The sequence below is a fragment of the Streptomyces hyderabadensis genome, from assembly GCF_020404845.1.
GTDB lineage: Bacteria > Actinomycetota > Actinomycetes > Streptomycetales > Streptomycetaceae > Streptomyces > Streptomyces hyderabadensis.
In genome coordinates this window covers 18,569-43,670 of record NZ_JAIOJZ010000053.1, presented here as the reverse complement: position 1 = coordinate 43,670, position 25,102 = coordinate 18,569, and the positions used below count along the sequence as shown (strand labels likewise).

The 25,102-nt window shown below is 73.5% G+C and carries 25 protein-coding genes; 15 read left to right on the top strand and 10 right to left on the bottom strand.

Annotation, left to right across the window (positions count from 1 at the left end; all coding sequences use genetic code 11):
• Positions 1–62: 62 nt before the first annotated feature.
• The 10 genes from K7854_RS30555 (at position 63) to K7854_RS30510 (ending at position 10,299) form a co-directional block, all read left to right on the top strand.
• The gene (locus K7854_RS30555; RefSeq protein ID WP_226029787.1) at positions 63–1,580 is read left to right on the top strand and encodes a sugar ABC transporter ATP-binding protein; all 1,518 of its coding nucleotides are present in this window, start codon (positions 63–65) and stop codon (positions 1,578–1,580) included.
• Positions 1,577–2,617 (top strand): ABC transporter permease, encoded by a 1,041-nt coding sequence (locus K7854_RS30550; RefSeq protein WP_226029786.1) that lies wholly within the window; start codon positions 1,577–1,579, stop codon positions 2,615–2,617. The genes K7854_RS30555 and K7854_RS30550 overlap by 4 nt, the downstream gene beginning before the upstream one ends.
• Positions 2,610–3,623, top strand: coding sequence for an ABC transporter permease (locus K7854_RS30545; RefSeq protein ID WP_226029785.1), 1,014 nt, complete (start codon positions 2,610–2,612; stop codon positions 3,621–3,623). The genes K7854_RS30550 and K7854_RS30545 overlap by 8 nt, the downstream gene beginning before the upstream one ends.
• 40 nt (positions 3,624–3,663) lie before the next feature.
• Complete coding sequence (rhaS, locus tag K7854_RS30540; protein WP_226029784.1) at positions 3,664–4,746, top strand: rhamnose ABC transporter substrate-binding protein; 1,083 nt, start codon at positions 3,664–3,666, stop codon at positions 4,744–4,746.
• A gap of 27 nt (positions 4,747–4,773) precedes the next feature.
• Positions 4,774–5,094 carry an L-rhamnose mutarotase gene (locus K7854_RS30535; RefSeq protein ID WP_226029783.1) on the top strand — a complete coding sequence of 107 codons (321 nt, stop codon included), beginning with the start codon at positions 4,774–4,776 and terminating at the stop codon, positions 5,092–5,094.
• Between the two features lie 87 nt (positions 5,095–5,181).
• Entirely contained in the window at positions 5,182–6,207 is a 1,026-nt protein-coding gene (locus K7854_RS30530; protein ID WP_226029782.1) for a LacI family DNA-binding transcriptional regulator, read from the top strand.
• A gap of 115 nt (positions 6,208–6,322) precedes the next feature.
• Entirely contained in the window at positions 6,323–7,624 is a 1,302-nt protein-coding gene (locus K7854_RS30525) for an alpha/beta fold hydrolase (protein WP_226029781.1), read from the top strand.
• A gap of 55 nt (positions 7,625–7,679) precedes the next feature.
• Positions 7,680–8,423 (top strand): PIG-L deacetylase family protein, encoded by a 744-nt coding sequence (locus K7854_RS30520; protein WP_226029780.1) that lies wholly within the window; start codon positions 7,680–7,682, stop codon positions 8,421–8,423.
• A gap of 40 nt (positions 8,424–8,463) precedes the next feature.
• Positions 8,464–9,393, top strand: a complete 930-nt coding sequence (locus tag K7854_RS30515) for a sigma-70 family RNA polymerase sigma factor (RefSeq protein ID WP_226029779.1) — start codon at positions 8,464–8,466, stop codon at positions 9,391–9,393.
• A gap of 57 nt (positions 9,394–9,450) precedes the next feature.
• Positions 9,451–10,299 (top strand): pentapeptide repeat-containing protein, encoded by an 849-nt coding sequence (locus K7854_RS30510; protein WP_226029778.1) that lies wholly within the window; start codon positions 9,451–9,453, stop codon positions 10,297–10,299.
• Here K7854_RS30510 and K7854_RS30505 read toward each other — a convergent pair.
• Complete coding sequence (locus tag K7854_RS30505) at positions 10,261–11,847, bottom strand: cytochrome P450 (RefSeq protein WP_226029777.1); 1,587 nt, start codon at positions 11,845–11,847, stop codon at positions 10,261–10,263. The two genes, K7854_RS30510 and K7854_RS30505, sit on opposite strands and share 39 nt — an antisense overlap.
• A 122-nt stretch (positions 11,848–11,969) precedes the next feature.
• Between K7854_RS30505 and K7854_RS30500 the strand changes: the two genes are divergently transcribed.
• The gene (locus K7854_RS30500) at positions 11,970–12,578 is read left to right on the top strand and encodes a TetR/AcrR family transcriptional regulator (RefSeq protein WP_226029776.1); all 609 of its coding nucleotides are present in this window, start codon (positions 11,970–11,972) and stop codon (positions 12,576–12,578) included.
• Positions 12,579–12,696: 118 nt separating this feature from the next.
• Positions 12,697–13,422: a DUF2470 domain-containing protein gene (locus K7854_RS30495; protein ID WP_226029775.1), complete on the top strand. Its 726-nt coding sequence runs from the start codon at positions 12,697–12,699 to the stop codon at positions 13,420–13,422.
• A 35-nt stretch (positions 13,423–13,457) separates the two neighbouring features.
• On the opposite strand, the gene K7854_RS30490 is transcribed toward K7854_RS30495, so the two are convergent.
• The 3 genes from K7854_RS30490 to K7854_RS30480 all read right to left on the bottom strand — a co-directional run bounded on the left by K7854_RS30490 (position 13,458) and on the right by K7854_RS30480 (position 16,413).
• Positions 13,458–14,495 carry a hypothetical protein gene (locus K7854_RS30490; protein ID WP_226029774.1) on the bottom strand — a complete coding sequence of 346 codons (1,038 nt, stop codon included), beginning with the start codon at positions 14,493–14,495 and terminating at the stop codon, positions 13,458–13,460.
• A gap of 61 nt (positions 14,496–14,556) precedes the next feature.
• Positions 14,557–15,813, bottom strand: coding sequence for an FUSC family protein (locus K7854_RS30485; RefSeq protein ID WP_226029773.1), 1,257 nt, complete (start codon positions 15,811–15,813; stop codon positions 14,557–14,559).
• A 105-nt stretch (positions 15,814–15,918) separates the two neighbouring features.
• Complete coding sequence (locus tag K7854_RS30480) at positions 15,919–16,413, bottom strand: FBP domain-containing protein (RefSeq protein ID WP_226029772.1); 495 nt, start codon at positions 16,411–16,413, stop codon at positions 15,919–15,921.
• 209 nt (positions 16,414–16,622) lie between these two features.
• On the opposite strand from K7854_RS30480, the gene K7854_RS30475 reads away from it, so the two are divergent.
• Both K7854_RS30475 and K7854_RS30470 read left to right on the top strand, forming a co-directional pair.
• Positions 16,623–17,912: an ROK family transcriptional regulator gene (locus tag K7854_RS30475; protein WP_226029771.1), complete on the top strand. Its 1,290-nt coding sequence runs from the start codon at positions 16,623–16,625 to the stop codon at positions 17,910–17,912.
• Positions 17,913–18,004: 92 nt separating this feature from the next.
• The gene (locus K7854_RS30470; protein ID WP_226029770.1) at positions 18,005–18,313 is read left to right on the top strand and encodes a hypothetical protein; all 309 of its coding nucleotides are present in this window, start codon (positions 18,005–18,007) and stop codon (positions 18,311–18,313) included.
• 48 nt (positions 18,314–18,361) lie between these two features.
• Here K7854_RS30470 and K7854_RS30465 read toward each other — a convergent pair whose 3' ends face one another.
• The 4 genes from K7854_RS30465 to K7854_RS30450 form a co-directional block, all read right to left on the bottom strand.
• A complete protein-coding gene (locus K7854_RS30465; protein WP_226029769.1) occupies positions 18,362–19,393 on the bottom strand; it encodes an SDR family oxidoreductase in 1,032 nt (343 codons plus the stop codon).
• A 296-nt stretch (positions 19,394–19,689) separates the two neighbouring features.
• The gene (locus K7854_RS30460; RefSeq protein WP_226029768.1) at positions 19,690–20,916 is read right to left on the bottom strand and encodes an FUSC family protein; all 1,227 of its coding nucleotides are present in this window, start codon (positions 20,914–20,916) and stop codon (positions 19,690–19,692) included.
• A 46-nt stretch (positions 20,917–20,962) separates the two neighbouring features.
• Entirely contained in the window at positions 20,963–21,619 is a 657-nt protein-coding gene (locus K7854_RS30455) for an HAD family hydrolase (protein ID WP_226029767.1), read from the bottom strand.
• A 101-nt stretch (positions 21,620–21,720) separates the two neighbouring features.
• Positions 21,721–22,752, bottom strand: a complete 1,032-nt coding sequence (locus K7854_RS30450) for a PHP domain-containing protein (protein WP_226029766.1) — start codon at positions 22,750–22,752, stop codon at positions 21,721–21,723.
• A 135-nt stretch (positions 22,753–22,887) separates the two neighbouring features.
• On the opposite strand from K7854_RS30450, the gene K7854_RS30445 reads away from it, so the two are divergent.
• Positions 22,888–23,124 carry a hypothetical protein gene (locus tag K7854_RS30445; protein ID WP_226029765.1) on the top strand — a complete coding sequence of 79 codons (237 nt, stop codon included), beginning with the start codon at positions 22,888–22,890 and terminating at the stop codon, positions 23,122–23,124.
• Positions 23,125–23,151: 27 nt separating this feature from the next.
• Here K7854_RS30445 and K7854_RS30440 read toward each other — a convergent pair whose 3' ends face one another.
• Both K7854_RS30440 and K7854_RS30435 read right to left on the bottom strand, forming a co-directional pair.
• Complete coding sequence (locus tag K7854_RS30440; protein WP_226029764.1) at positions 23,152–24,408, bottom strand: glycoside hydrolase family 16 protein; 1,257 nt, start codon at positions 24,406–24,408, stop codon at positions 23,152–23,154.
• 129 nt (positions 24,409–24,537) lie between these two features.
• Entirely contained in the window at positions 24,538–25,089 is a 552-nt protein-coding gene (locus K7854_RS30435) for a VanZ family protein (protein ID WP_226029763.1), read from the bottom strand.
• Positions 25,090–25,102 lie beyond the last annotated feature (13 nt).

The window sequence follows — 25,102 nt, the reverse complement described above, 5'->3', positions numbered from 1 at the left end:
CTAGTTGAAACCTTTCACGACGCCGTGAGGGCCGTCCCGCCGGCGTCGTCGAGGAGCCCCCAATGACCCACCCGTCCGACACGGGTACGGCCCCGGTTCTGGCGCTCAGGGACGTCTCCAAGTCCTTCGGCGCGGTCCGTGCGCTCAGGGACGTCTCCCTGGAGCTGTTCCCCGGCGAGGTGCACGCCCTCGCCGGCGAGAACGGCGCCGGGAAGTCGACCCTCATCAAAACGCTGGCCGGAGTGCACCGGCCGGACGCCGGCCAGGTGCTGCTCGACGGCGCGCCGGTCGTCTTCCACGGCCCCGGCGACGCCCGCGACGCCGGCATCGCCGTGATCTACCAGGAGCCCACCCTCTTCCCCGATCTGTCGATCGCCGAGAACATCTTCATGGGCCGCCGGCCGCGGCGCGCCCTCGGCCGCATCGACCACAAGGCCACCCGCGCCGCCACCGCCGAACTGATGCTGCGCCTCGGCGTCGAACTCGACCCCGACCGGCCCGCGCGCGGCCTGTCCATCGCGGACCAGCAGATCGTCGAGATCGCCAAGGCGCTCTCCTTCGACGCCCGTGTCCTGATCATGGACGAGCCGACCGCCGCCCTCACCGGCAGCGAGGTGGCCCGGCTCTTCGGCGTGGTGCGCACCCTGCGCGACCAGGGCGCCGCGGTGCTGTTCATCTCCCACCGCCTGGAGGAGATCTTCCGCATCTGCAAGCGGGTCACCACCCTGCGCGACGGCGCCTGGATCGCCAGCGAGCCCCTGGAGGGCATGACCGAGGACGACCTGGTGCGCCGCATGGTCGGCCGCGACCTCGACGAGCTGTACCCCAAGCAGGAAGTCACCCCCGGCGAGACGGCCCTCAGCGTGCGCAGGCTGACCCGCGAGGGCGTCTTCACCGACGTCTCCTTCGAGGTGCGGCGCGGTGAGATCGTCGCGCTGGCCGGACTGGTCGGCGCCGGACGCACCGAGGTCGCCCGCGCCGTCTTCGGCGTCGACCGCTGGGACGCCGGGGAGGTCGAGGTGGACGGCAAGCCGCTCGTCAACGGCGCCCCCTCCACCGCGATGGCCGCCGGTCTCGCCCTCGTGCCCGAGGACCGCCGTGCCCAGGGCCTGGTGATGGACATGTCCATCGAACGCAACATCGGCCTCACCGGCCTGCGCACGACCGTGAAGGGCGGGCTCATGGACCGCGGCGCCGAACGCAGCCGCTCCCTCGACTGGGCCGTCAAGCTCCAGGTCAAGTACGCCCGCATCGCCGACACCGTCGCCACCCTCTCGGGCGGCAACCAGCAGAAGGTCGTCCTCGCCAAGTGGCTGGCCACCGGCCCCAAGGTGCTGATCGTCGACGAACCCACCCGCGGCATCGACGTCGGCACCAAGGCCGAGGTGCACCGGCTCCTCTCGCAGCTCGCCGCCGACGGCGTGGCCGTCCTGATGATCTCCTCCGACCTGCCCGAGGTCCTCGGCATGGCCGACCGCGTCCTGGTGATGCACGAGGGACGCCTGACCGCAGAGATACCCCGCACCGACGCCACCGAGGAGACCGTGATGGCCGCAGCCACGGGGAGGGCCGCCGCATGACGGTCACCGCACCCGAGAAGGCCCCCCCGGCCGAGGTGCCGGGGGCCGGTGCCACCCGGCTGGTGGACCGCATCTTCAAGATGCGCGAACTGGCCATCCTGCTGGTCTTCCTGGTGATGATCGCCCTCACCCAGGCCGGCAACAGCGAGTTCCTGTCCGAACAGGGCATCAAGGACCTGCTGCTGAACGCGACCATCCTGGTCCTGGTCGCCACCGGGCAGTCCCTGGTGGTCATCACCCGCAACGTCGACCTGTCCGTCGGCTCCACCCTCGGCATCAGCGCCTTCGCCGCCGGCACCTACCTCCAGGGCGGCGGCAACCCCGTCGTGGCGGTGCTGCTCGCGGTGCTCATGGGCGTCGGCTTCGGCCTCCTCAACGGCCTGCTGGTCAGCCTCGGCCAGGTGCCCGCCCTGGTCGTCACCCTGGGCACCCTCTACATCATCCGCGGCATCGACTCCATCTGGGTCGGCTCCCGGCAGATCACCGCGGCCGACCTGCCCGGCGGATTCGTCGACTTCGGCTCCGGCGGCATCTCCGCCGTGCCCTGGCTGGCCATGATCGCCCTGGCGGTGCTCGTCGCCACGGCGTACTACCTCAAGCACTTCGGCAGCGGCCGCGAGCTGTACGCGCTCGGCTCCAACCCCGAGGCCGCCCGGCTGGCCGGCATCCCCGTCCGCAAGCGGATCCTCGCCGCCTACACCTTCTGCGGCGCCCTCGCCGGACTCGCCGGTGCCCTGTACCTAGCCCGCTTCGGCAACGTCGACTCAGGCACCGGCAACGGCTACGAACTGACCGTCGTCAGCGCCGTGGTCGTCGGCGGCGTCGTCTTCACCGGCGGCTCCGGCAGCGTCTACGGCGCCGCACTCGGCGCACTGCTGCTGACCTCCATCAACAGCGTGCTGCCCGCCCTCGGCGTCAGCTCCGTGTGGGTGCTGGCCATCAACGGCATCCTGCTCATCCTCGCCATCGCCGTCGACCGGATCGTCGCGCTGCGCGTGGCCAACGCCCTGAAGAAGAGGAACGCCCGCCATGGCTGACAGTTCTCTCACGCGCGCCATCCGCTGGGACACCGTCGTCGGCGCCCTCCTCGTGGTCGTCCTGCTGCTCTCCTTCGGCTTCGTCGACGGCTTCGGCAACGCCCTGAACCTGTCCTTCCTGATCGGCAACACCCTGCCGATCGCGCTCATCGCCCTGCCGATGACCCTGCTGGTCGTCTCCGGCGAGATCGACCTGTCCGTCGCCTCCACCGCGGGCCTGTCCGGCGCGGTGATGGGCGCCCTGTGGAACCAGGGCATGACCATCGAGACGATCATCCCGATCTGCCTGCTGCTCGGCGTGGTCTGCGGCCTGGTCAACGGCCTGCTGGTGACCCGGCTCGGGCTGCCCTCCCTCGCCGTCACCATCGGCACCATGGCCGCTTACCGGGGCATCGCGCAGATCGTGCTCGGCTCCGACGCGGTGACCGACTTCCCCTCGCAGTACCTGGACTTCGCGGCCGGACGCATCGACGGCACCTTCGTCCCGTACGCCTTCCTGCCGTTCCTGGTGCTGCTGGCCGTCGCCGTGGTGGCCCTGCACGCCATGCCGTTCGGCCGCTCGCTGTTCGCCATCGGGGCCAGCGAGGAGGCCGCGCGCTTCGCCGGCATCCGGGTCAAGCGGCAGAAGCTGATCCTGTTCACGCTGACCGGCCTGATGTCGGCCCTCACCGGCGTCTTCTGGGCCCTGCACTACGCCAGCGCCCGCTACGACAACGCCACCGGCCTGGAACTCTCCGTCGTCGCCGCCGTGCTGCTGGGCGGCATCGACTTCGACGGCGGCAAGGGCACCCTCGGCGGGGCGGTCGCGGGCGTGTTCCTGCTCGGCGCGCTGCAGAACGTGATGAGCCTCAAGGACGTCTCCGCCCAGTCGCAGATCGTCGTCACCGGCGTCCTGCTCGTGCTCTCCGTGCTCGGCCCCCGGCTCGCCCGGCAGATGTCCCTCGCGAGGGCCGGACGCAGGGCGGCGCCGACACCCCCGTCCAAGGCACCCGCCCCCACCTCCTGACCCCGTCACCGGCTCCGTCCACCCTCGTAAGGAACCCACCATGCGCAAGTCGTCGATCCGCCGTACCTGCGCGGCCCTGGCCGCGGTCACCTCCCTCGCCCTGGCGGCCACCGCCTGCGGCGGCACCACGAAGGAGGACGTCAAGGACGAGGGCGCCAAGGCCGCCACGGCGGGCAAGGCCGACCCGAACGCCGAGACGAAGAAGGGACTGACCGTCGGCTTCCTGCCCAAGCAGGTCAACAACCCCTACTTCACCGTCGCCGACAAGGGCGGCGAGAAGGCCCTGAAGGAGCTGGGCTCCAGCTACAAGGAGGTCGGCACCTCCAGCGGCACCGACACCGCCGGCCAGGTCTCCTACGTCAACACCCTCACCCAGCAGCAGGTCGACGCCATCGCCGTCTCCGCGCAGGACCCCGGCGCCCTGTGCACCGCGCTCAAGCAGGCGATGAAGAACGACATCAAGGTCGTCACCTACGACTCGGACACCAACCCCGAGTGCCGCAACGCCTTCATCTCCCAGGCCTCCGCCGACGACATCGGCCGCACCCAGGTGCAGCAGCTGGCCGAGCAGATCGGCAACAAGGGCGAGATCGCGATCCTGTCCGCCGCGCAGACCGCGACGAACCAGAACGCCTGGATCGAGATCATGAAGGACGAGCTGAAGGACCCGAAGTACAAGGACATCAAGCTGGTCAAGGTCGCCTACGGCGACGACGACGCCCAGAAGTCCTTCCAGCAGACCCAGGGCCTGCTCCAGGAGCACCCGAACCTGAAGGGGATCATCTCCCCGACCACCGTCGGCATCAAGGCCGCCGCCCAGTACCTGTCCGGCTCCAAGTACAAGGGCAAGGTCAAGCTGACCGGCCTCGGCACCCCCAACGACATGCGCAAGTACGTCAAGAACGGCACCGTCGAGGCGTTCGAGCTGTGGGACCCGGCCAAGCTCGGCGAACTGGCCGCGCGCACCGCCGTCGCCCTCGCCTCCGGGCAGATCACCGGCAAGGAGGGCGAGACCTTCAAGGCCGGCGCCATGGGCGAGTACACCATCGGCAAGGACGGTGTGATCGACCTCGGCAAGCCGACCGTGTTCACCGCCGACAACGTCGACCAGTTCGACTTCTAGTCACCGAACGTACGGGAGCGGCAGTCCATGCAGCGCGTCTGTTTCCTGCTCAAGGTCCGAAAGGACCGCGTCGCGGAGTACCGCGAACGCCACGCCGCCGTGTGGCCTCAGATGTGCGAGGCGCTCTCCGCCACCGGCTGGCACAACTACTCGCTCTTCCTGCGCGACGACGGCCTGCTCGTCGGCTACCTGGAGACCGAGGACTTCGCCGCCGCCCGGGCGGGCATGGAGGCCACCGAGGTCAACGCCCGCTGGCAGGCGGAGATGGGCCCGCTGTTCGAGTCCCTCGACGGGGACCGCCCCGACGAGGCGATGAAACCCCTCACCGAGGTGTTCCACCTCGCCTGACGCAGGCCGTACCAGGGCGGCCCGGGTACTGTGTGAAGGTCCCGCGGCCGCCCCCACCCCCAGCCCGACCTCGGAGGTCCCTGCCCGATGGCCCATTCCGTGGGTATCAAGGACGTCGCCCGCGCCGCCGGAGTTTCCGTGGGCACGGTCTCCAACGTCATCAACCGCCCCGACACCGTCGCGACCGAGACCCGCGCGCGGGTGCTGTCCGCGATCGACCGGCTGGGCTACGTCCGCAGCGAGTCCGCGCGCCAGCTGCGCGCCGGCCGCAGCCGCATCATGGGGCTCCTCGTCCTGGACATGGGCAACCCCTTCTTCGTCGACGTCGCCCGCGGTGCCGAGCGGGCCGCCCGGGAGGCCGGGCTCGGCGTGATGGTCTGCAACAGCGCGCAGAACCCGGCCGAGGAGGCCGAGTACCTCTCGCTCTTCGCCGAGCAGCGGGTCCGGGGCGTCCTGCTCACCCCCGCCGACGCCACCGGCCGCAACATCGAGGGCTTCCGGCGCCACAACATCCCCTTCGTGCTGGTCGACCGGGTCGCCGAGGGCACCACCGAGTGCTCGGTCTCCGTCGACGACGTCGCGGGCGGCGAGCTGGCCGTGCGCCACCTCGTCTACGCCGGACACCGCTCCATCGCCTACGTCAGCGGCCCGCCCGGCCTCAACCAGGTCCGCGACCGCCGCACCGGCGCCCTCGCCGCGCTCGCCGAGGCCGGGCTCGGCCCCGAGGCGCTGCGCGAACTGCCCACCGAGCGCCTCGACGTCGCCGCGGGCCGCGACGCCGGCGCCCGCCTGCTGGGCCTCGCCGAGCGGCCGACCGCCGTCTTCTGCGCCAACGACCTGCTCGCCCTCGGCGTGCTGCAGGCCATGTACGCCGCCGGGGTCGGCGTCCCCGACGACCTCGCGATCGTGGGCTACGACGACATCGAGTTCGCCGCCGCCGCGGCCGTCCCGCTCACCTCCGTGCGCCAGCCCGCCGTCACCATGGGCGCCATGGCCGCCGAACTGCTCCTGGAGGAGACCGAGCTGGAAAACACTGACCGCGCCCACCCGCACCGGCGGGTCGTCCTCCAGCCGGAACTGGTGGTGCGGCGCTCCAGCCTCGCCGCCCGCTGACCGGCCGTTCAGCACGATGTCATGATCCCGGGGGTCGGTGGCCGCAGGACGGTGTGCTGAACTGGGACACGGCCGAAAGAATCGACCGTCACGTCCGTCCGCCCCGGGAGACCCCTTGAGCGTCAGCTACCGCCAGCCAGGCGTCGTCCTCACCGACCGCCGTTTCACCGTGCCCCTCGACCACGCCGACCCCACCGGGGAGACGATCGAGCTGTACGCCCGCGAGGCCGTCGCGAGCGACAAGGCCGACCAGGACCTGCCCTGGCTGGTCTACCTCCAGGGCGGACCCGGCTTCGGGGCGAACCGTTTCATCGGCCGTCCCGCCTGGCTCGGCCGGGCCCTGAAGGAGTACCGCGTGCTGCTCCTGGACCAGCGCGGTACCGGCGCCTCCACCCCGGCCAACCGCCAGACGCTGCCGCTGCGCGGCGGCCCCGCCGAGCAGGCCGACTACCTCACCCACTTCCGCGCCGACGCCATCGTCCGCGACTGCGAGGCCATCCGCCCCCAGGTCACCGGCGGCGCCCCCTGGACCGTCCTCGGCCAGAGCTTCGGCGGCTTCTGCACCGTCGCCTACCTGTCGCTGGCCCCCGAGGGCCTCAGCGCCGCCCTGATCACCGGCGGTCTGCCCTCCCTCGACGCCCACGCGGACGACGTCTACCGGGCCGCCTACCCGCGCATCGAGCGCAAGGTCGTCGCGCACTACGCCCGCTACCCGCAGGACGTCGAGCGCGCCCGCCGCATCGCCGACCACCTGCTGACCCACGACGTGGTCCTGCCGAACGGCTACCGCCTCACCGTGGAGGCCTTCCAGTCCCTCGGCATCATGCTGGGCGGCAGCGAGGGCAGCCACCGGCTGCACTTCCTGCTGGAGGACGCCTTCGTCCGCACCCCGAACGGACACGAACTCTCCGACGCCTTCCAGGAACAGGCGCAGGGCCTGCTGTCCTTCGCGGCCAACCCGCTGTACGCCCTCATCCACGAGGTCATCTACGGCCAGGACGCCCGGCCCACCGCCTGGTCCGCCGAGCGCGTCCGCGCCGAGTTCCCGCGCTTCGACGCCGCCAAGGCCCTCGCGGGCGACGAACCGCTGCTGTTCACCGGCGAGTCGATCCACCCCTGGATGTTCGACTGCGACCCGGCGCTGCGCCCGCTGCGCGAGACCGCCGACCTGCTCGCGGCCCGCACCGACTGGACACCGCTGTACGACCCCGCCCGCCTCGCCGTCAACGAGGTGCCGGCCGCCGCGGCCGTCTACCACGACGACATGTACGTCGACACCGCCCACGCGCTGACGACCGCCCGCGCGATCCGGGGCCTGCGCACCTGGGTCACCGACGAGTTCGAGCACGACGGCGTACGGGCCGGCGGCCCCCGCGTCCTGGACCGGCTGCTCGCGCTGGCCCGCGACGAGGCCTGAGCGGTCCGCGCCGAATTCCCGGTGGGATGCCGGCGGCCCGGGTTAGTGTGCGGGCATGACGGAGCCGACGATCACGCAACTGGAGCCCATGCCCGGCGACTGGCGGCGCGCCCTTGCCGTCGTCGCCCACCCGGACGACCTGGAGTACGGCTGCTCGGCGGCGATCGCCGCCTGGACCGACGAGGGCCGTGAGGTCGCCTACGTGCTCGCCACCCGGGGCGAGGCGGGCATCGACACCCTGGCGCCCGCCGAGTGCGGCCCGCTGCGCGAGCGGGAGCAGCGGGCGAGCGCGGCCGTCGTCGGGGTGAGCGAGGTGGAGTTCCTCGACCACCGGGACGGCGTGATCGAGTACGGGCCGGCGCTGCGCCGGGACATCGCCGCCGCCATCCGCAGGCACCGGCCCGAGCTGGTCATCACCCTCAACCACCGGGACACCTGGGGCGGCGTCGCCTGGAACACCCCGGACCACGTCGCCGTCGGCCGCGCCACGCTCGACGCGGCGGCCGACGCGGGCAACCGGTGGATCTTCCCGGAGCTGACCGAGCAGGGCCTCGAACCCTGGAACGGCGTGCGCTGGGTCGCGGTCGCCGGTTCCTCCTCGCCCACCCACGCGGTGGACGCCACCCCGGGCCTGGAGCGCGCGGTGCGCTCGCTGCTCGAACACCGCACGTACATCGAGGTGCTGACCGAGGAGGACCCGGAGACGTACGTGCGCGGATTCCTCACCGGCTTCGCCCGGGCGGCCGGGGAGCGGTTCGGCGGAAAGCCGGCGGTGACCTTCGAAGTCTTCGGGCGGTAGCGAGATGGCGGGGGAGCGGGACGAGCGGGGGGATCAGGACATGCAGGACATGCAGGGTGTTCGGGACGCGCGGGTGCAGGAGCGGCTGGCGGAGCGGTTCGAGGAGCACCGCGGGCAGCTGGAGGCGGTGGCCTACCGCATGCTCGGTTCACTGGCCGAGGCGGAGGACGCCGTGCAGGAGGCCTGGCTGCGGCTCGACCGCTCCGGCGGGGACGGCATCGACAACCTCGGCGCCTGGCTCACCACGGTGACCGGCCGGATCTGCCTGGACCTGCTGCGCTCCCGCACCGCGCGGCGCGAGGAGCCCATGACCGAGGGCTTCGACACCTTCGTGCCGGACCCCGTGGTGCGCACCCTGCCCCGGGCCGACCCGGAGGCGGAGGCCCTGCACACCGACTCGGTGGGCATCGCCCTGCTGGTGGTGCTGGGGGCCCTGGAACCGGCCGAGCGGCTGGCGTTCGTCCTGCACGACATGTTCGCCGTGCCCTTCGACGACATCGCGCCGATCGTCGAGCGCACCCCGGCCGCGACCCGACAGCTCGCCAGCCGGGCCCGGCGCCGGGTGCGCGACGCCACCCCCGCCGCCGAACCGGACCTCGGCCGGCAGCGCCGGGCGGTGGAGGCGTTCCTGGCCGCGAGCCGCGCCGGTGACTTCGAGGCACTGGTGTCCCTACTCCACCCGGACGTCGTGCTGCGGGCCGACGCCGGTGCGCTCGCCCGGGGCGCGGGGGCGTCCAAGGTGGCGCGCGGCGCCCGGACGGTCGCCACCGGGGCGTTCCACTTCCGCCACCTCGCCCCGCTCGCCCGGGTCGTCCTGGTCAACGACGCGGTCGGCACCGTCGCCATGTCCGAGGGCCGCCCGGTCTCGGTCACCTACATCACCGTCGCCGACGGCCTCATCACGGGCCTGTACGTGCTGGCCGACCCGGAGCGGCTGGCCCGGCTGGACGTGTCCGCGCTGGAGACCTGACCGGCCGCGCGGGGCCGCCCGCCGAGCCGCGCGGCGGCGGCCCGTATCCTCGACGACATGCGAGAACACACCGCGGACCGGACGGACGCCCCGGCCCCGGCGGAACTGCGCGGCGACTGCGCGAGCTGCTTCGGCCTGTGCTGCGTGGCCCTGCCGTTCGCCCGCTCGGCGGACTTCCCGACCGACAAGGCCGCCGGCACGCCCTGCGCCAACCTCGGCACCGACCACCGCTGCGGCATCCACGCGACGCTGCGGGAGCGCGGATACACCGGCTGCACGGTCTACGACTGCTTCGGCGCCGGGCAGCGGGTCTCGCAGGTCACCTTCGGCGGCCGTGACTGGCGCACCGGCCCGCCGGAGCGGACCCGCCGCATGTTCGACGTCTTCCCGGTCGTCCGCCAACTGCACGAGCTGCTCCGGTATCTGACCGAGGCGCTCACCCTGCCCGCCGCCCGCCCGGTCCACGCCGAGCTGCGCGACGCCCTCGCCGACACCGAACGCCTCGCCGGGGGGTCCCCGCAGGAGCTGGCCGACCTCGACGTGGCCGCGCACCGGCAGCGGGTCAACGTGCTCCTGCTGCGCACCAGCGAGCTGGTCCGGGCCGGCACCCGCGGCCGCGGGAAGAACCGCCGCAACGCCGACCTGATGGGCGCCCGCCTCAGGGGCGCCGACCTCGCCGGGGCCGACCTGCGCGGGGCCTACCTCATCGCCGCCGACCTCACCGGCGCGGACCTGCGGGGCGCCGACCTGATCGGCGCGGACCTGCGCGACGCCGACCTGACCGACGCGGATCTGACGGGTGCCTTCTTCCTGACCCAGCCGCAGGTCAACGCGGCCAGGGGCGGCCCCGGCACCGGGCTGCCGGACTCAGTCAGCCGCCCGGTGCACTGGACAGCGGGACGCTGAGACGGCGGCGCCCGCGGCCTGCCCGGCGCCCGCGGCCTGCCCCGAGTCCTCGGCCGCCCCGGCGGCGTCGCTGCGGGGAGCGCGCCCCGGCGCGGCTGCGCTCCGCCGCTTCAGGTGCAGGCGCAGCCCCTCCGGCATCAGCGTCAGCCGCTCGGTCACCCGGAGTTGGTAGCCGGGCTCGGGCCGCAGTTCGTAGCGGCGCAGCAGCAGCCCCAGGACCAGCGTCGCCTCGTGCAGCGCGAACTGCCGCCCGATGCACGCCCGCGCCCCGGTGCCGAACGGCTTGAACGTGTGCGGGGCGCGCGACCGCACGGCCTTCGCCTCGAAGCGGTCCGGGTCGAACCGCTCGGCGTCCGGGCCCCACACCTCGGGATCGCGGTGCAGCATGCCCGTGAGCACCAGTGCCCAGGCCCCGCGCCGCATCGGATACCTGCCGCCCAGCACCGTGTCCTCGCGCGCCTCCCGCGCGAAGCCCGGCGCGGTCGGCCACAGCCGCAGCGACTCGTCGAGCACCCGGCGCACGTAGCGCAGCCTGGCCACCTGCTCGTAGCCCGGCGCCTTGGTGTCGCCCCACACCCGGTCCACCTCGGCGCGGGCCCGGTCCGCGACCTCGGGGTGGCGCGCCAGGTAGTGCAGGGCGAAGGAGAGCGCGCCCGAGGTGGTCTCGTGTCCGGCGACGAGGAAGGTGATGACCTGGCGGCGGACGTTCTCCGGCGACAGCCGCTCACCGGTCTCCGGGTGGGCCGTCTGCAACATCCGGTCGAGCAGGTCGCCGTCCCCGCTTCCGGCCGCCCGGCGTGCGCGCACGAGGTCGTCGACGGTGCGGTTCAGGTACGCGATGTCGGCGGCGTTGCGGCGGCTCGCGTCGCGCAACAGCCACGGGGCGAGCGGGGCGGGCACGGTGTTGAGGCGCTGCGCGTAACCGAGGGTGCCCACCATGGCGGTGACGAAGGGATGGAGACGGGCGTGTTCGAAGGAGCCGAAGTCGTGGCCGAATCCGGTGCGCGCGATGGTCTCCAGCGTCAGCTTGGTCATGTCGCCGGGCACGTCCACCGTCCGGCCCGACGCCTCGGCCAGGTCCCAGTGGTCGGTCAGCCGCGCGGCCACGTCCAGCATCATCACGTGGTACCCGGCCATGGCCTCACGGCTGAACCCGGGCGCCAGCACGTCGTGCGCGAGCTGCCAGTTGGGCTCGTGGTTGTACGCCGTGAACAGTCCGTCCCCGGCCACCGGCCGCAGATTGGCCACGCCCAGGCCCACGTGCTTGGCGAACCGCGTCTCGTCCGCCAGGTCGGCGGCGAGGGAGGCGCCCCACACGAACACGAACTCCTTGCCGAAGGCCCGCCGCCGGAATATCGGCCCCAGCTTCCGCGCGTAGCGCAGCGAGTCCTGCATCGGGGTGCGCCGGCTCGCGCCCACCACGTCACCGAGCAGGGGCAGCCGGTACGGCGGGTGCGGGATGCGGTGCAGTTCGGGCCAGCCCAGCTCGGCGCTGCGGAAGCCCTTCGGCAGTCCGTCCCGGGCCGGTTCCCTCGCTGTCTGGGCCATGACGCGATCTCCCTTGACGCAGCGGCGTGTTGCACGTGCCGAGGCGGGCGTGTTGTACATGGGTTCAATAACGCGCCCCAGTCTCGTACCGTTGTTGAACCGGCGTCAAGTAAGGTGCGGGCATGGTCGCGAACCAGGGCGAACGCACCCGCCGCCGGCTCAGCACGGGCGAGCGCCGGGAGCAGCTGCTCTCGGTGGGCGCGCGACTGTTCTCGGAGAGCCCGTACGACGAGGTCTGGATCGAGCAGGTCGCCGAGATCGCCGGGGTCTCCCGCGGGCTCCTCTACCACTACTTCCCGAACAAACGGGACTTCTTCGCGGCGGTCGTCGAGCGCGAGAGCGCGCGCATGCTGCGGATGACGGCGGCCGTGCCCGGCGTCCCGGTCCGCGAACAGCTCGCCGCGGGCCTCGACGCCTACCTGGAGTACGTGCGGGCCCACGCGCACGGCTACCGCGCCTTCCACCGCGCCGACGCGGCCGGTGACCGCGCGGTGCGCCGCGTCTACCAGCAGGCGCTCGCCGCCCAGGAACGGCAGATCCTCGCCGCCCTGGCCGCCGACCCGGAGTTCGGCCCGGCCTTCGAGGAGCGCGGCGACGTACGCCTCGCGGTGCGCGGCTGGCTGGCCTTCACCACCGCGGTCTGCCTGGAGTGGCTGCGGGATCCGGAGCCCGCCCGCGAGCAGGTGCGGGACCTGTGCGCCCGGGCGCTGCTGGGAGCCATCGCGCCCTGAGGCCGCGGCGCCGGATCGCGTCCCGGGCCGGACCGGACCGGTGTCGTGGTTGGCGCACTCCCCGATCTCCGATAGGTTAGGTGAGCCTTACCTAATGAATTGCCGAACGGAGGTTGGGATGGGTGACAGCCACGCCTGGACGGCCGCGCCGGCCGCGGCGGAGCAGGCCCGCTCGGTACTCGCCGCCGCCTGGTCCTGCGCGGTGACCGCGGAGGGCGGCCGGGAGGAGTTCGTCGGCGCGCACAGCGTGACCGACGACGGCCGGGTGCTCCTGCACGTGCCCGAGGACAGCGCCCTGCTCGCGGCGGCGGTGTGCGCGCCCCGCGGAGAGCCGTCCGCGGTGCTGGAGTTCGCCGACGTGGCGCCCGTCCCGGTGCGGGGCCGGATCAGGGCCCGGCTCTGGCTCGCCGGCTGGTTCGCCGTGGCGGACGGGCACTTGGCCTTCCGGCCCACCCGGGTGGTGCTGCGCCGGCCCTCGGGCGCCGTCGTGGTCGACGTCGACGAGTTCACCGCGGCCGCGCCCGACCCGCTGGCCCTGGCCGAGGCGCGGCTGCTGACGCACCTCGCCGACTGCCACGGCGACGCCGTGCAGCGGCTGACCCGGCTCGTCGACCCGGAGAGCCTGCACGGAGCGGTCCGGGTGCGGCCGCTCGCCGTCGACCGGCACGGACTGACCCTGCGCATCGAACGGGTCCGTGACCACGGCGACGTACGCCTGCCGTTCCACGCACCCGCCGACGAGATCGCGCAGCTCACCGAGCGGGTGCACGTGCTGCTGGCCCAGGCGGGCAGGGCTTCCTGCCCCCGGGCCCTGCAGCGGCAGCGCACGGACGGCGACGGGTGAGGTGAACGGCTCCCCGGGGTGAGGCGGTCGCGCCCCTACCAGTCCCCGTCCTGCACCGGCTTGCCCGGTGCGTCCCCCAGCGGGTGGACCTGGTGGGGCGCGGGCGGCTGCCAGGGCTCGTGGTCGTCGCCGATCCAGTCCCCGACCGGCTTGACGTCCTGGAGCGGTCCGGTGGGCGCGAGATCGTGGGCGTCCTGGTCGTAGTAGTCGTACCAGGGCAGACCGGCCCGGGTGTAGGCGGCCCGGTCCACCGGCGACGGCGGCGGCGCCTCGCCGGTGATGCGGTGCCACTCGGGCGGGGTCACCAGGTGCACGAAGACCCGGCCCGCGGGCCGTTCGGCCCAGTCCGACAGCGGCCGCTGGTCGCGGTACACCTCCTGGCGCATGGAACCGCCGACGCCGAGCCCCATCGCGGGCGCCGACCGCGGCCGGGGCGCACCGCCGTAGCCCGGCGCCGCTCCCGGGGCGGCCGGGGCCGACGCGGGCGCCGCGGCCCCGCCGACACGGGCTCGGGCCGACTCCTGGCGGCGCCGCTCCTCCTCGCGCCAGCGGGTCAGCTCGGTGTCCTCGAGGGTGAACGCCTGGAGCTGGACGCCGCCCCAGACCTCCTCGCCGGTGACCTGGCCCTCGACCGTCGCCCCCATGCCGAGCGGCACCGCCACGAACTGACGGACCGTGCCGGTCCCGGAGTTGATGCCGTCCAGCCAGGGCTGGCGGGGCAGGACCAGGTAGTTCTGCGGATCCCGGGACAGCCGGTCGCTCCAGGGCCTGCCGGAGACCGCGCACACCTTGCCCGCCCCCACCTGGAGCGCGGCGGGCTCCCGCGTGCCCGCGAAACTCAGCCACATGGCCTCCCGCAGGTACACCGGCAGCATCACGCCGCCGCGCGCCCGCCACGCCTCGGGCACCCGGTCGGCGTAGTCGGAGACCCGGCGGACCGGGAACTCGCCGAGTCCGGGCGGCAGCGGATGGGTGCCCGTCTCCGGCAGCCGCAGGGTCCGTATGAAGCGGACCGTCGCCCCGCCCGGCAGCGTCAGCCGGTTCCCGTCGATCCGCACGCTGGTGTCGCTCATCCGAACGCCCCCTCCATCGCCGTTCGCGCGCCGTCGTCGGCCGCGCGCCGTTCGCCGTCCTTCAAGGGGAACGCCGCGCGGCGGTGCCGCGGTTCCGCCCGCGCAGCACGCCCCGCACCCGGTCCCGCAGCCGGGTCAGCCGCGGCATGCGCTCGCGCTGCTCGCGGGTGTGCCGGTCCAGCTCCTCCAGGAGCCGGCGGGAGCGGTGCTCGGTGTCCATCTCGTCGATGATGCGGTTGACCTCGGCCAGCACCGCGCCCCGCAGCTCCCACTGCCGCTCGTCGCGCCGGACCTCTTCGAGCAGCAGGTCGGCCAGTCGGTCCCGGGTCGCCGCGGCCTGCCGCAGCTCCGCGGACAGGCGCTCCTCCGCGGACTCGGCGTTCTCACTCGCATTGCTGGTGACCAGCACCGAGAAGCTCACCACGGCGTCGGCGATCTCGGACAGCAACTGCTGGACCGCGGCACCCGTCTCCGGCGCGAACAGGGGCTCCGGCTCCCGCTCCTTGGCGAGGTCGGTGAGGCTGCGCGCGAGGACCCGCATCACCACCGTGCAGATCTCCAGGGTGTCCAGCCCGGTGCGCAGCACCACCCGGTGCAGCAGCCCCTCCCGCACCCGGGGGTTGAACCGCAGGCTGTCCTCGGCCTGCCGCAGGTCCTCGTCCACCTCGCCGATGTCGTGGTCGAGCCGGCGGGCCTCGTGCAGCCGGGCCGCCGCCTCGTGGAACGGCGTGCTGCCGGCCGCCTCCTCGCCCATGCGCAGCATCAGTTGACGCACCTGCCGGGCCAGCCCCACGACCGACTCCCCGGCCTGTTCCACCCACACCGGTGGCGCGAGGACCAGGTTGAAGACGAGCCCGACGATCGCTCCGATCAGCGTCTCCACCACCCGGGCCCAGGCCAGGCTCCCGTGCGAGGTCACGCCGAGCACCAGCATCGCGCTGATCGCCACCTCGGCGGTGAACTCCTCGGCGCGCACCAGGTGCCCGACCCCGAGCGCCGCCAGGATGATCAGGCCCAGGCTCCACCAGCTCAGCCCGACCAGCTGGCTGAAGGCGATGGCGACCAGGACACCGGCGACCACCGCGTTCACCCGGCGGAAGCTCATCTTCAGCGTGGCGTACAGGGTGACCTGGACGACCAGCAGCGCGGTCAGGGGGGCGGTCAGCGGGGCCGCCGACTTGTCGGGGGTCAGCCGGACCGCGATGACATAGGCGATCGAAGCCGCGGCGGCCGAGCGCAGGGCCTGCACGACCATGGGGTCGCGCAGCCACTTCACCCGCCGCAGAGCCGTCCTCGCGGCCTCAAGCACATCCCGCATCCTCGGGCTGTTCCCTTCCGCAGGCGCCTCGAACGTGTCCGATCAGGACGGTAACCGGACGCGGGCGGCCGGGCCCCTCTCACGCGCCGGGCGCCGCCGGACGGGTCAGCCGGTCACCTTGGCCACGAACGCGGACAGATTGCCCAGCGTCCGGGCGACCTGCTCCTCCAGGGTGAGGCTCTCCTCGAAGCGGGCGCCGCTCTCGGACACCTTCTTGCCCCGCAGATACAGGGAACAGGCCAGGTCGGTGCACATGTACAGGCCGACCGAGTTGCCCTCGCGGCCGGCCGCTCCGGCCTTGCGCGCCGTCATCAGCGACACGCCGCCCCGGGGGTGGGTGGTCAGGCACAGCGCGCACATGCTGCGCTGGAAATAGCCGCTCCTGGCCGGCTGGAAGCGCAGCGCCACACCGGTGAGCCGCCCGTCGAGGTCGGCGACCAGGTAGCTGCGGTCGGGCGCCCCGGGATCCCGCCAGCCGAGGAAGTCGAGGTCGCCCCAGGGGCGCTCGGCCAGGTCGCGGGGGACGGCCAGCCGTTTGGCCTCGCCCTTCGAGCAGTTGATGAAGGAGCCGCGGACGTCCTGCTCGTCGAGTGCTCGCATGGGAAGCCTCCCCTTGATCGAAGGATTCTGGGTTCAACGGGTCAACCTAGGGGCTCTAGGTTTTCGCCTAGCGTAGATAGCCTTCGAGGCCGGCCGCCACCGGATTTCGGGGAGGCGAGTTCATAGCATGAATTAAGTATCAAGGGAAGTCGCGTACGCTCGTACCGCGGAGGTATCTTGCAGACCGGGCACAGTACGGGAGGAACCACATGGCGGGGCGGAACGGACGCACGGTGCGCGACCTCAGGAGGGCCAACCGTACGGCCGTACTGCAACGGCTCTACTTCGACGGACCGCTCAGCCGCTTCGAGCTGGGCCCGGCGACCGGACTCAGCTCCGGCTCGGTCAGCAACGTGGTCGCCGACCTGGTCGCCGACGGACTGGTGGAGGAGGCCGGCAGCGTCGACTCCGACGGCGGCCGCCCCCGCACCCTGCTGCGCGTGGCCCCCGCCAGCGGCCACATGATCGGCGTGGACGTCGGCGAGACCCGGGTGCGGGTCGAGCTGTTCGACCTCACGCTCACCGAACTCGCCCGCGCCGAACGCCCGCTGGCCCCGCAGCGCTACGACGTCGACGTCATCGTCGGACACATCCGCGAGGGCGTCGCCGAGGTGCTGGCCGCGGCCGGGCTGCCGCCCGAGCGGCTGCTCGGGGCCGGGATCGGCGTCCCCGGCATCGTGGAGCACACCGCCGACCGCGGGGCCGTGGTGCACGGCCAGACCATCGGCTGGGACTCGGTCCCGCTGGAGGCCCTGCTGCGGGCCGGCTCCCCGCTGCCCGACACCGTCCCCTACCTCATCGACAACGGCGCCAAGACCCTCGGCCAGGCCGAGATGTGGTTCGGCGCCGGACGCGGCGCCCGCAACGCGGTCGTGGTCCTCTTCGGCTCCGGGGTCGGCGCCAGCCTCGTCACCCCCGAGGCCGAGCAGGGCCGGGCGGTCGAGTGGGGGCACCTGACGGTCCGGGTCCGGGGCCGCCGCTGCCGCTGCGGAGCGCTCGGCTGCCTGGAGGCGTACGCGGGTGCCGAGTCGCTGCTGGCCCGCTGGCGGGAGGAGGACGGCCGGGTGCCGGAGGGCACCGACGAGGAGACCGCCCTCACGGCGATGCTCGCCGCCGCCTACCCGGCCGAGGGCGGGGCGGCCGACCCGGTCGCGCTGGCCGTCCTGGAGGAGACCGCCGAGTACCTGGGCGCCGGCCTGTCCGACCTGATCAACCTCTTCCAGCCCGAGCGCATCCTCATCGGCGGCTGGGCCGGCCTCCAGCTGGGCACCCGCTTCCTGCCCGCCGTACGCCGCCACGCGGTGTCGTACGCGCTGCGCCACCCCGCCCGGAAGGTGACCGTCGACCTGGGGCGGCTCGGTCCGGACGCCGTCACGGTCGGCGCCGCGATCCTGCCCCTGGCCGACTTCTTCGCACGCGGCGGCAGGCGCCCCGAGCCGGCTCCTCAGTACCCGGTCCCCGCCTGGCGCACGGCGCTGGAGGAGCGGGCGCCGCACTGAGGTGTCGGCCGCACCAAGGTTTCGCCGGGCGCCGCGGAGGTACCCGGCACCGCTCCGAAGACCGCCGGACGACTCGGACGAAGGAGCGCCCCGTGTCCGACCACCGCCACGAAGGGCCGGGGGAGAACGACGCCCCCGTGCCGCGCGACATGCCGGACCAGCAGGCCGGCGACCACGACGACCCGTGGGAGGCCGCCTCGCCCACCCGCGAGCAGCGCGAGCACCGGCAGGGCCGGGACGACGAAGGAGCCGAGGAGGACGCGGAGACCGCCGGTGACGCGGAGACCGGGCCGGTGACCGACGTGCCCGACACCGACGAGGCCGGCACGGGCCGGCAGGGCGCGCCGCACTCGGGTGCCGTGCACCCCGAGCACCCGGTGCCCGACGAGTCCTCCGGCTGAGGCGGCTGAGGCGGCTGAGGCCCGCTGATGAGGCCCGGTCCGCGCGGCTCAGCCCACCTTGCGCCCGCGCATCGGCTCGGTGTCCGCCCCGGCCCCCTGCCGCAGTCCGCGCAGGAACTCCTCCAGCACCTCCGTGGCCGTGCGCGTCGCGCGCCAGCCCAGCTCCACCCGTGCCCGGGTGCAGTCCATGAGCGGCAGCCGCAGCACCGCGTCGAACAGATGCGGTGAGGCCGGCAGCAGCCGCATCCCCCACGCGGCGGCGACCGCCGAGCGGGCCGCGGTGCGCGGCAGCCGGACCGGACGCACCCCGATCAGCTCGCCCAGCAGCTCGGCGTCGACCGGCGGTTCGGCCGCGAGGTTGAAGGCGCCCCGGGCGTCCTGCGAACGCACCGCCAGCCGGTAGGCGTGGGCGGCGTCGTCCGTGTGCAGGGCCTGCACCCGCAGACCGGGGACGTCGGGCAGGAACGGCAGCAGCTCAGGACGTGCCGCCGGACCCGGCAGGAACCGGCCGCCGAAGATCCGGCGCTGCTCGCTGGCCGACTCCCGCTTGAAGAGGAAGGCCGGCCGCATCCGCACCACCCGGATCCCCGGGTGGTCGCGTTCGAAGGTGTCCAGCGTCCGTTCCAGATAGGCCTTCTCCCGGCAGTACGCGGCGTCCGGCCAGCCGTGCGTGGGCCAGGACTCGTCCACCGCGTGGTTCTTCGGCCCTGGCGAGTACGCGCCGACCGACGAGGCGTGCACCAGCGCCGGCACCCCGGCCGCGGCCACCGCCTCGAAGACCCGGATGGAGCCGAGCACGTTCGTGCGCCAGGTCGTCGCCGGGTCGTGCGTCGGCTGGAAGGCCCAGGCCAGATGGACGACGGCGTCGGCCCCGGCGAAGTGACCGGTCAGGTCGGACTGCTCGGAGGCCAGGTCGACCGCCGCCCACTCGGTCTTCGCGGGCGACCAGCCGGGGATCCGCCGGGCCAGCCCCAGCACGGACCCCACCTCCGGATCCTGGGTCAGGAGCCGCACCACGCTGGTGCCCACGTTGCCCGTGGCACCCGTGACCACGATCCTGCTGCCCGTTGCGCTGCTCACCGTGTGCTCCTCTCGGCCGTTCGCCCGTGCGGAGAGCACCGGGTACCCAGCGCCCGGGAAGAGCACGCAAGGAGAAGCCCCGACCGCGACGGGGGAATCACGATCGGGGCGGTACGAGGTGGATACGGACGGCGGTCGCCTCTCGGCGAAGGGCTCCACAGGGCTTCAGCCGAACGATCGTCCCTGTGGGCGATAGGTGAGGCCCGGGGACACTGTCCCGTCCGTACCCACGGTCTGTTCAACGGCGAACGACCGGCCGGTGTTCCACCGTCTGTCGTGGTTTGGGGTGATCTGCGTCACTGCTCGAAGGACTCGGCGGACTCGCTGGAGTCGCTGGACTCGCGGGGCTCGGGTACGACCTCGGCCCACAGGTTCTCCGCCTGGAGCAGCAGGGTGCCGAGCACCGCGGTCCGCGCGGCACCCTGTCCGGCGTGCTCCCGCAGCCCCTCCTGCAGCCGCCGGTGGAGTTCCTCCATCGTCGCCTCGGTGGCCGCCCCAGGAGCGGCCTCGGCCCGGTCACCCACCAGCCGGCCGGCCTCGGCGTGGCAGGCGTCGCCGATCAGCCGCAGCAGGCGCGCGTACAGGTCGAGGACCGGCCCCTCGGGCGGTGCGGGCGTCCGCTGCTCGTCGGCCGCCACCGCCAGGGTCCGGGTCAGCGCGGTGAGGTTCCCGGTGACCCGGCTCCACCGCCGGTCCTCGTCCTCCGGGGGCACCACCGCGGGCCCGCGGTGCAGCCGGCGCAGCGGCCCCGAGGTCAGGCGCAGGCTCTCCCGGCTCCACGACCGGGCGGAGTACAGCGCGTCCAGCCGCCGCTCCAGCCACCCGGCCTGCCGGGTCCAGTCGGCCGCGCTCTGCGCGTCCCACTGGGTCTCCCGCAGGTCGGCGGCGACGGAGTGCAGGAGGTCGCCCGACTCCCGGGCCAGCGCCGCGAGGTTCTCCCGTACGTCCCGCAGATGGATCGGCGGCAGCACCAGGGCGTTGACCGCCACGCCGATGACCGCCCCGAGCGCCGCCTGGCCCACCCGGTGACCGACCGCGGCGGCCGACACCGTCGTACCGGAGGCCAGGACGAACACCGCGGTGGTGGCCGCGTAGATGCCCTGCCGGCCGAAGCGGGACCAGTTCGCCGCCAGCATCAGCACCGGCAGGGACAGCACCAGCGCCCCCGTGTTGTCCTCCGTGAGCGCCTGTGCCGCCGACGCCCCCAGCGCGCCGACGCAGATCGCCGCGAACTGCTGCCCGGCCTGCCGCACCGAGCTGTAGACGGTGGCCTGCACGAGGACCAGCGCCACCCAGGGCGCCATCAACGCCATCGGATCGTCCAGCCACACGCCCGCCACGGTCCAGGCGATCAGCGCCGCGCCCGCGGCCTTCAGCGACTGCACGACGAGGTCGCGTTCCCGCCCCGGCCCCCGCCAGGCCGCCCGGACGGCCCGCCCGACGGCGCACACCTCCCACCACACCGCGGCCACGGGTCGCCGACCCCTCAGTGCCTCCCGGAGGGTGTGTGTCACAGCGCTCATACGGTGCCGGGTGCCCGCCGGGGCGGGCGAGGTCGCGTCCGGTGACTCATGCCAGCGGGCTCCCGCGCAGCGAGGCCAGCAGGTGGGCCGGGTCGGCGTAGACCGCCTCCGCGCCCGCCTCCTCCAGGTCGGCGCGGGGCAGACCGCCGCACAGCACGCCCACGCAGCGCACCCCGGCCCGGCTGCCCGCGCGCATGTCCCACACCGTGTCGCCGACGAAGACGGCCCGCTCGGCCGGCACCCCCGCCAGGTCCAGCGCGTGCTCGACCGGCTCCGGCGCCGGTTTGCCCGCGGCCACGTCGTCGGCGCTCGCGGTGGCGGCGATCGCGTCGTCCGCGTCGATGGCCCGCCGCAGCGCGCCCAGCTCCGCCCCGCCCGCCGAGGTGGCCAGCAGCACCTTCCAGCCGTCGCCGGCCAGCCGGCGCAGCAGTTCCCCGGCGCCCGGCAGCGCCGGCAGCCGGTCGAAGTACTGCCCGTACAGTGCCTTGTGGGCGGCGCTCAGCTCCGCGTCGCGGTCCTTGTCCCGGTCCTCGCCCAGCAGCCGTGCGACGAGATCGCCGGAGGCGAGGCCCACGGCCCGGTGGACGGCATGCATCGGCACCCGGTGCCCCGCCTGCCGGAACGCCTCCCACCAGGTCGTCACGTGCAGGTGATTGGTGTCGACGAGGGTGCCGTCGACGTCGAACACGGCCGCCCGTTCCATGCACTGTCCCTTCCGTGGTCTGTCGTCCGTGGCCCGTGATCCGTGGCTCGTGGTCCGTGGTCCGTGGTCCGCGGACTGTGGATCGGCGGGCGGGTACCACGTCAGCGGCTCGTCACTCCGGACGGTGTACGGCCCTCGCGCGTCCAGGCCAGCAGCTCGTCCAGCGACCAGGTGGTGACCACGCGCTCCGGGGGCACCCCGCACTCCTCGGCCCGCGCGCACCCGTGGATCTGCCAGTCCAGCTGACCCGGCGCGTGCGCGTCCGTGTCGACGGAGAACAGCACACCGGCCGCCACCGCCCGGCGCAGCAGCCGCCGCGGCGGGTCGAGCCGCTCCGGGCGGCTGTTGATCTCCACGGCCGTGCCGGCCTCGGCGCAGGCGGCGAAGACCTCGTCCGCGTCGAACTGCGACTCCGGCCGCCCCCGCCCGGACAGCAGCCGCCCGGTGCAGTGTCCGAGCACGTCCGCGTGCGGATCGCGGACGGCGGTCACCATCCGGCGGGTCATCGAGCGGGCGTCCATCCGCAGCTTGGAGTGCACCGACACGACCACCACGTCGAGCCGGTCCAGCAGCTCCGGCTCCTGGTCGAGCGAGCCGTCGTCGAGGATGTCGCACTCGATGCCGGTCAGCAGCCGGAACGGCGCCCAGGTCGCGTTCAGCTCCGCCACCACGTCCAACTGCTCGCGCAGCCGCGCGGGGGAGAGGCCGCGGGCCACCGTCAGACGCGGGGAGTGGTCGGTCAGGGCCGCCCACTCGTGCCCGAGGGCCGCCGCCGTACGGCCCATCTCCTCGATCGGACTGCCGCCGTCCGACCAGTCCGAGTGCAGATGGCAGTCGCCGCGCAGCTGTTCCCGCAGCGCTTCACCGCCCCGGGCGAGCGGGGTGTCCGCCTCGCTCTCCAGCTTCGCGAGGTAGCCGGGCACCTGGCCGTCCAGCGCCTCCCGTGCCACCTGCGCCGTCTTGGGACCGACCCCCTTGAGCGACTCCAGCGACCCCGCCCGCTCGCGCAGCTCGGCGGCCGACAGCCCGCCGAGCACCCCCGCCGCGGTGCGGAAGGCGCGGACCCGGTACGTTGGCGCCTGGCTCCGCTCCAGCAGGAAGGCGATCCGCTCCAGCGCCTCGACGGGGTCCATCGCCACCTCCTGGTCCGGCCGCGGCCGTCGTCCACCCGCATGTCCAGGGTTCCCCAGAGCGGCGGGAGACGCACCACGGGCGGCCGGGTCCCGGCCGGGTCCTCGCTCCCGCGCGTTGCGGCCTACCCTCTAGGCATGACCGAGATCGACAGCCCGCACATCGGCAGTCCGCGGATCCTCGTGTTCGGGGTGCAGCCGGGCCCGCCCCCGTTCCGGATCGTGGAGATCGACGGCCAGGTGGTCGGTGAGGCCAAGTCCGTCACCGACGTGCTGGAGGCCGCCGCCGCGTTCGGCATCACGGTCCACGACCTGGACGACCCGGACGTCGTGCGCTGGGTGGGCGGGGACAAGTTCACCTGGATGCCGCGCTAGGCGCAGCCGCCGCCCCCGCCCGGCGGCTCAGCCGACCGTCCACTTCTGGTTGGCGCCGCCCGTGCAGGTCCAGATCTGCAGCCGGGTGCCGTTGGCCGAGTCGTTGCCGGTGACGTCGAGGCACTTGTCGGCCTGCGGATTGACGATGTCGCGCGCGGCGGTGACGACCCACTGCTGGGCGGCGCTGCCGTTGCAGTCCCACAGCTGGACGACGGTGCCGTCCGCCGTGCCGCCGGCGTCGACGTCCAGGCACTTGCCGAGCGCCCGGACCGTGCCGTCGGAGCCCACCGTCCACTGCTGGGCCGCGGTGCCGTTGCAGTCGTAGAGCTGGACGGGGGTGCCGTTGGCGCTGTTCGCCGCGGCGACGTCCACGCACTTGCCGGCCAGGCCCCGGATCGCGCCGCCGGCCGCGGAGTCGCCGGTCGTCACCGAGACGTGGTCGACGACGAGGGTCTGCGGGAAGACCGTGGAGCCGTCCGGGTCGCCCGGCCAGTAGCCGCCGACCGCCAGGTTCAGGATCAGGAAGTACGGCCGGTTGAACACCCACTGCTTCCCGCCCAGGTCGGCCGGGGTGCGCCGCTGGTAGACGGTGCCGTCCACCGACCAGGTGATCGAGTCGGGCGCCCAGTCGACGGCGAAGGTGTGGAAGGCGTCCGCGAAGGCCTGCCCGCCCGGCAGGGTGTAGCCGGCGCCGATGCCGCCCGCGCCGGAGTAGCCGGGGCCGTGGATGGTGCCGTGCACGGTGGAGGGCTCGAAGCCGACGTTCTCCATGATGTCGATCTCGCCGGAGTCCGGCCAGTTCACCGGGGTGCCCAGCATCCAGAACGCGGGCCACATGCCCTGCCCGCGCGGCACCTTCATCCGTGCCTCGACGTGACCGTACTGCGCGGTGAACTTCCCGGAGGTGTTGAGCCGGGCCGAGGTGTACTGGCAGGTGCCGTACCAGCACTGGTAGTTGGCCGGGTTCTCCTTGCGGGCGGTGATGACCAGGTGGCCCTGTCCGTCCAGCGCGGCGTTCTTGTTGCCCGAGGTGTAGTACTGCCGTTCGTGGTTGTTGACGTTGTCGCCGGTCTCGATCTGCCACTTCGAGGAGTCGACGGCCGCGCCGGCCGGGCCGTCGAAGGTGTCCGAGAACGCCACGGCGGCGGCCGCGGAGGATGCGGCGCCGGAGGTCCGGGAGGTTTCCGGGCCGGCCTGGGCGGGGCCGGTCACGAGGGAGGCGGCCAGCCCGGCGGACAGGGCGGCGGCGAGGAGGCAGCTGCGGAGCAGGCGTGGGCGGGCCACGGCTCTCCCTTCCGTACGGCGCCTTGCGCGAAGGCGCCGACCGAGGTGGGGGGTTGGGATGTCGCCTCTTTATTCAAGTAGTGAGATAAGGACGGGTCAATACCTTGGTACGGACCGGACGGCCCGCCCTCAGGTGCGTCCCCCGCCTCGCCCCCCGCGCGCGTGCACCGTGCGGCTCATCCGCCGGCCGAGGAGCAGGTAACCGATCAGCGCCCCGGCGGTGTTGAGGATGACGTCGTCGACGTCGAAGGCGCGCCCGGTGACCAGGACGCCCTGGGCGGACTCCACCAGCAGCATCACCACGGCCGTCAGCAGCAGCACGCGCAGCACCCCGCGGGCGCGCGGGGCGACGACCGGGACCAGGACGCCGAACGGCACGCCGAGCAGGATGTTGCCGCCGATCTGCTTGACTGCGTCGCGCAGGGCGGGCTGGTCCAGATAGGCCCGCAGCGAGCGGCCGGGGTGCAGATTGGTGTGGGTCAGGGCCTCGGACGCGGGGGAGGGCTGCAGGGTCAGCCGGGCCAGCACCACCGCGAACGCCACCATGAAGACGAATGCGCACGCCGTCGCCAGCAGCCGCAACGGCAGGGCGAGCGTGTGCCGTTCGGGACGGTCGTCGTCGCGCGCCTTGGCGGCGCCGGGGCGCGACCACGAACGCGGCCGTGAGGCGGCACGAGTCATGTCGGTCCTCCAG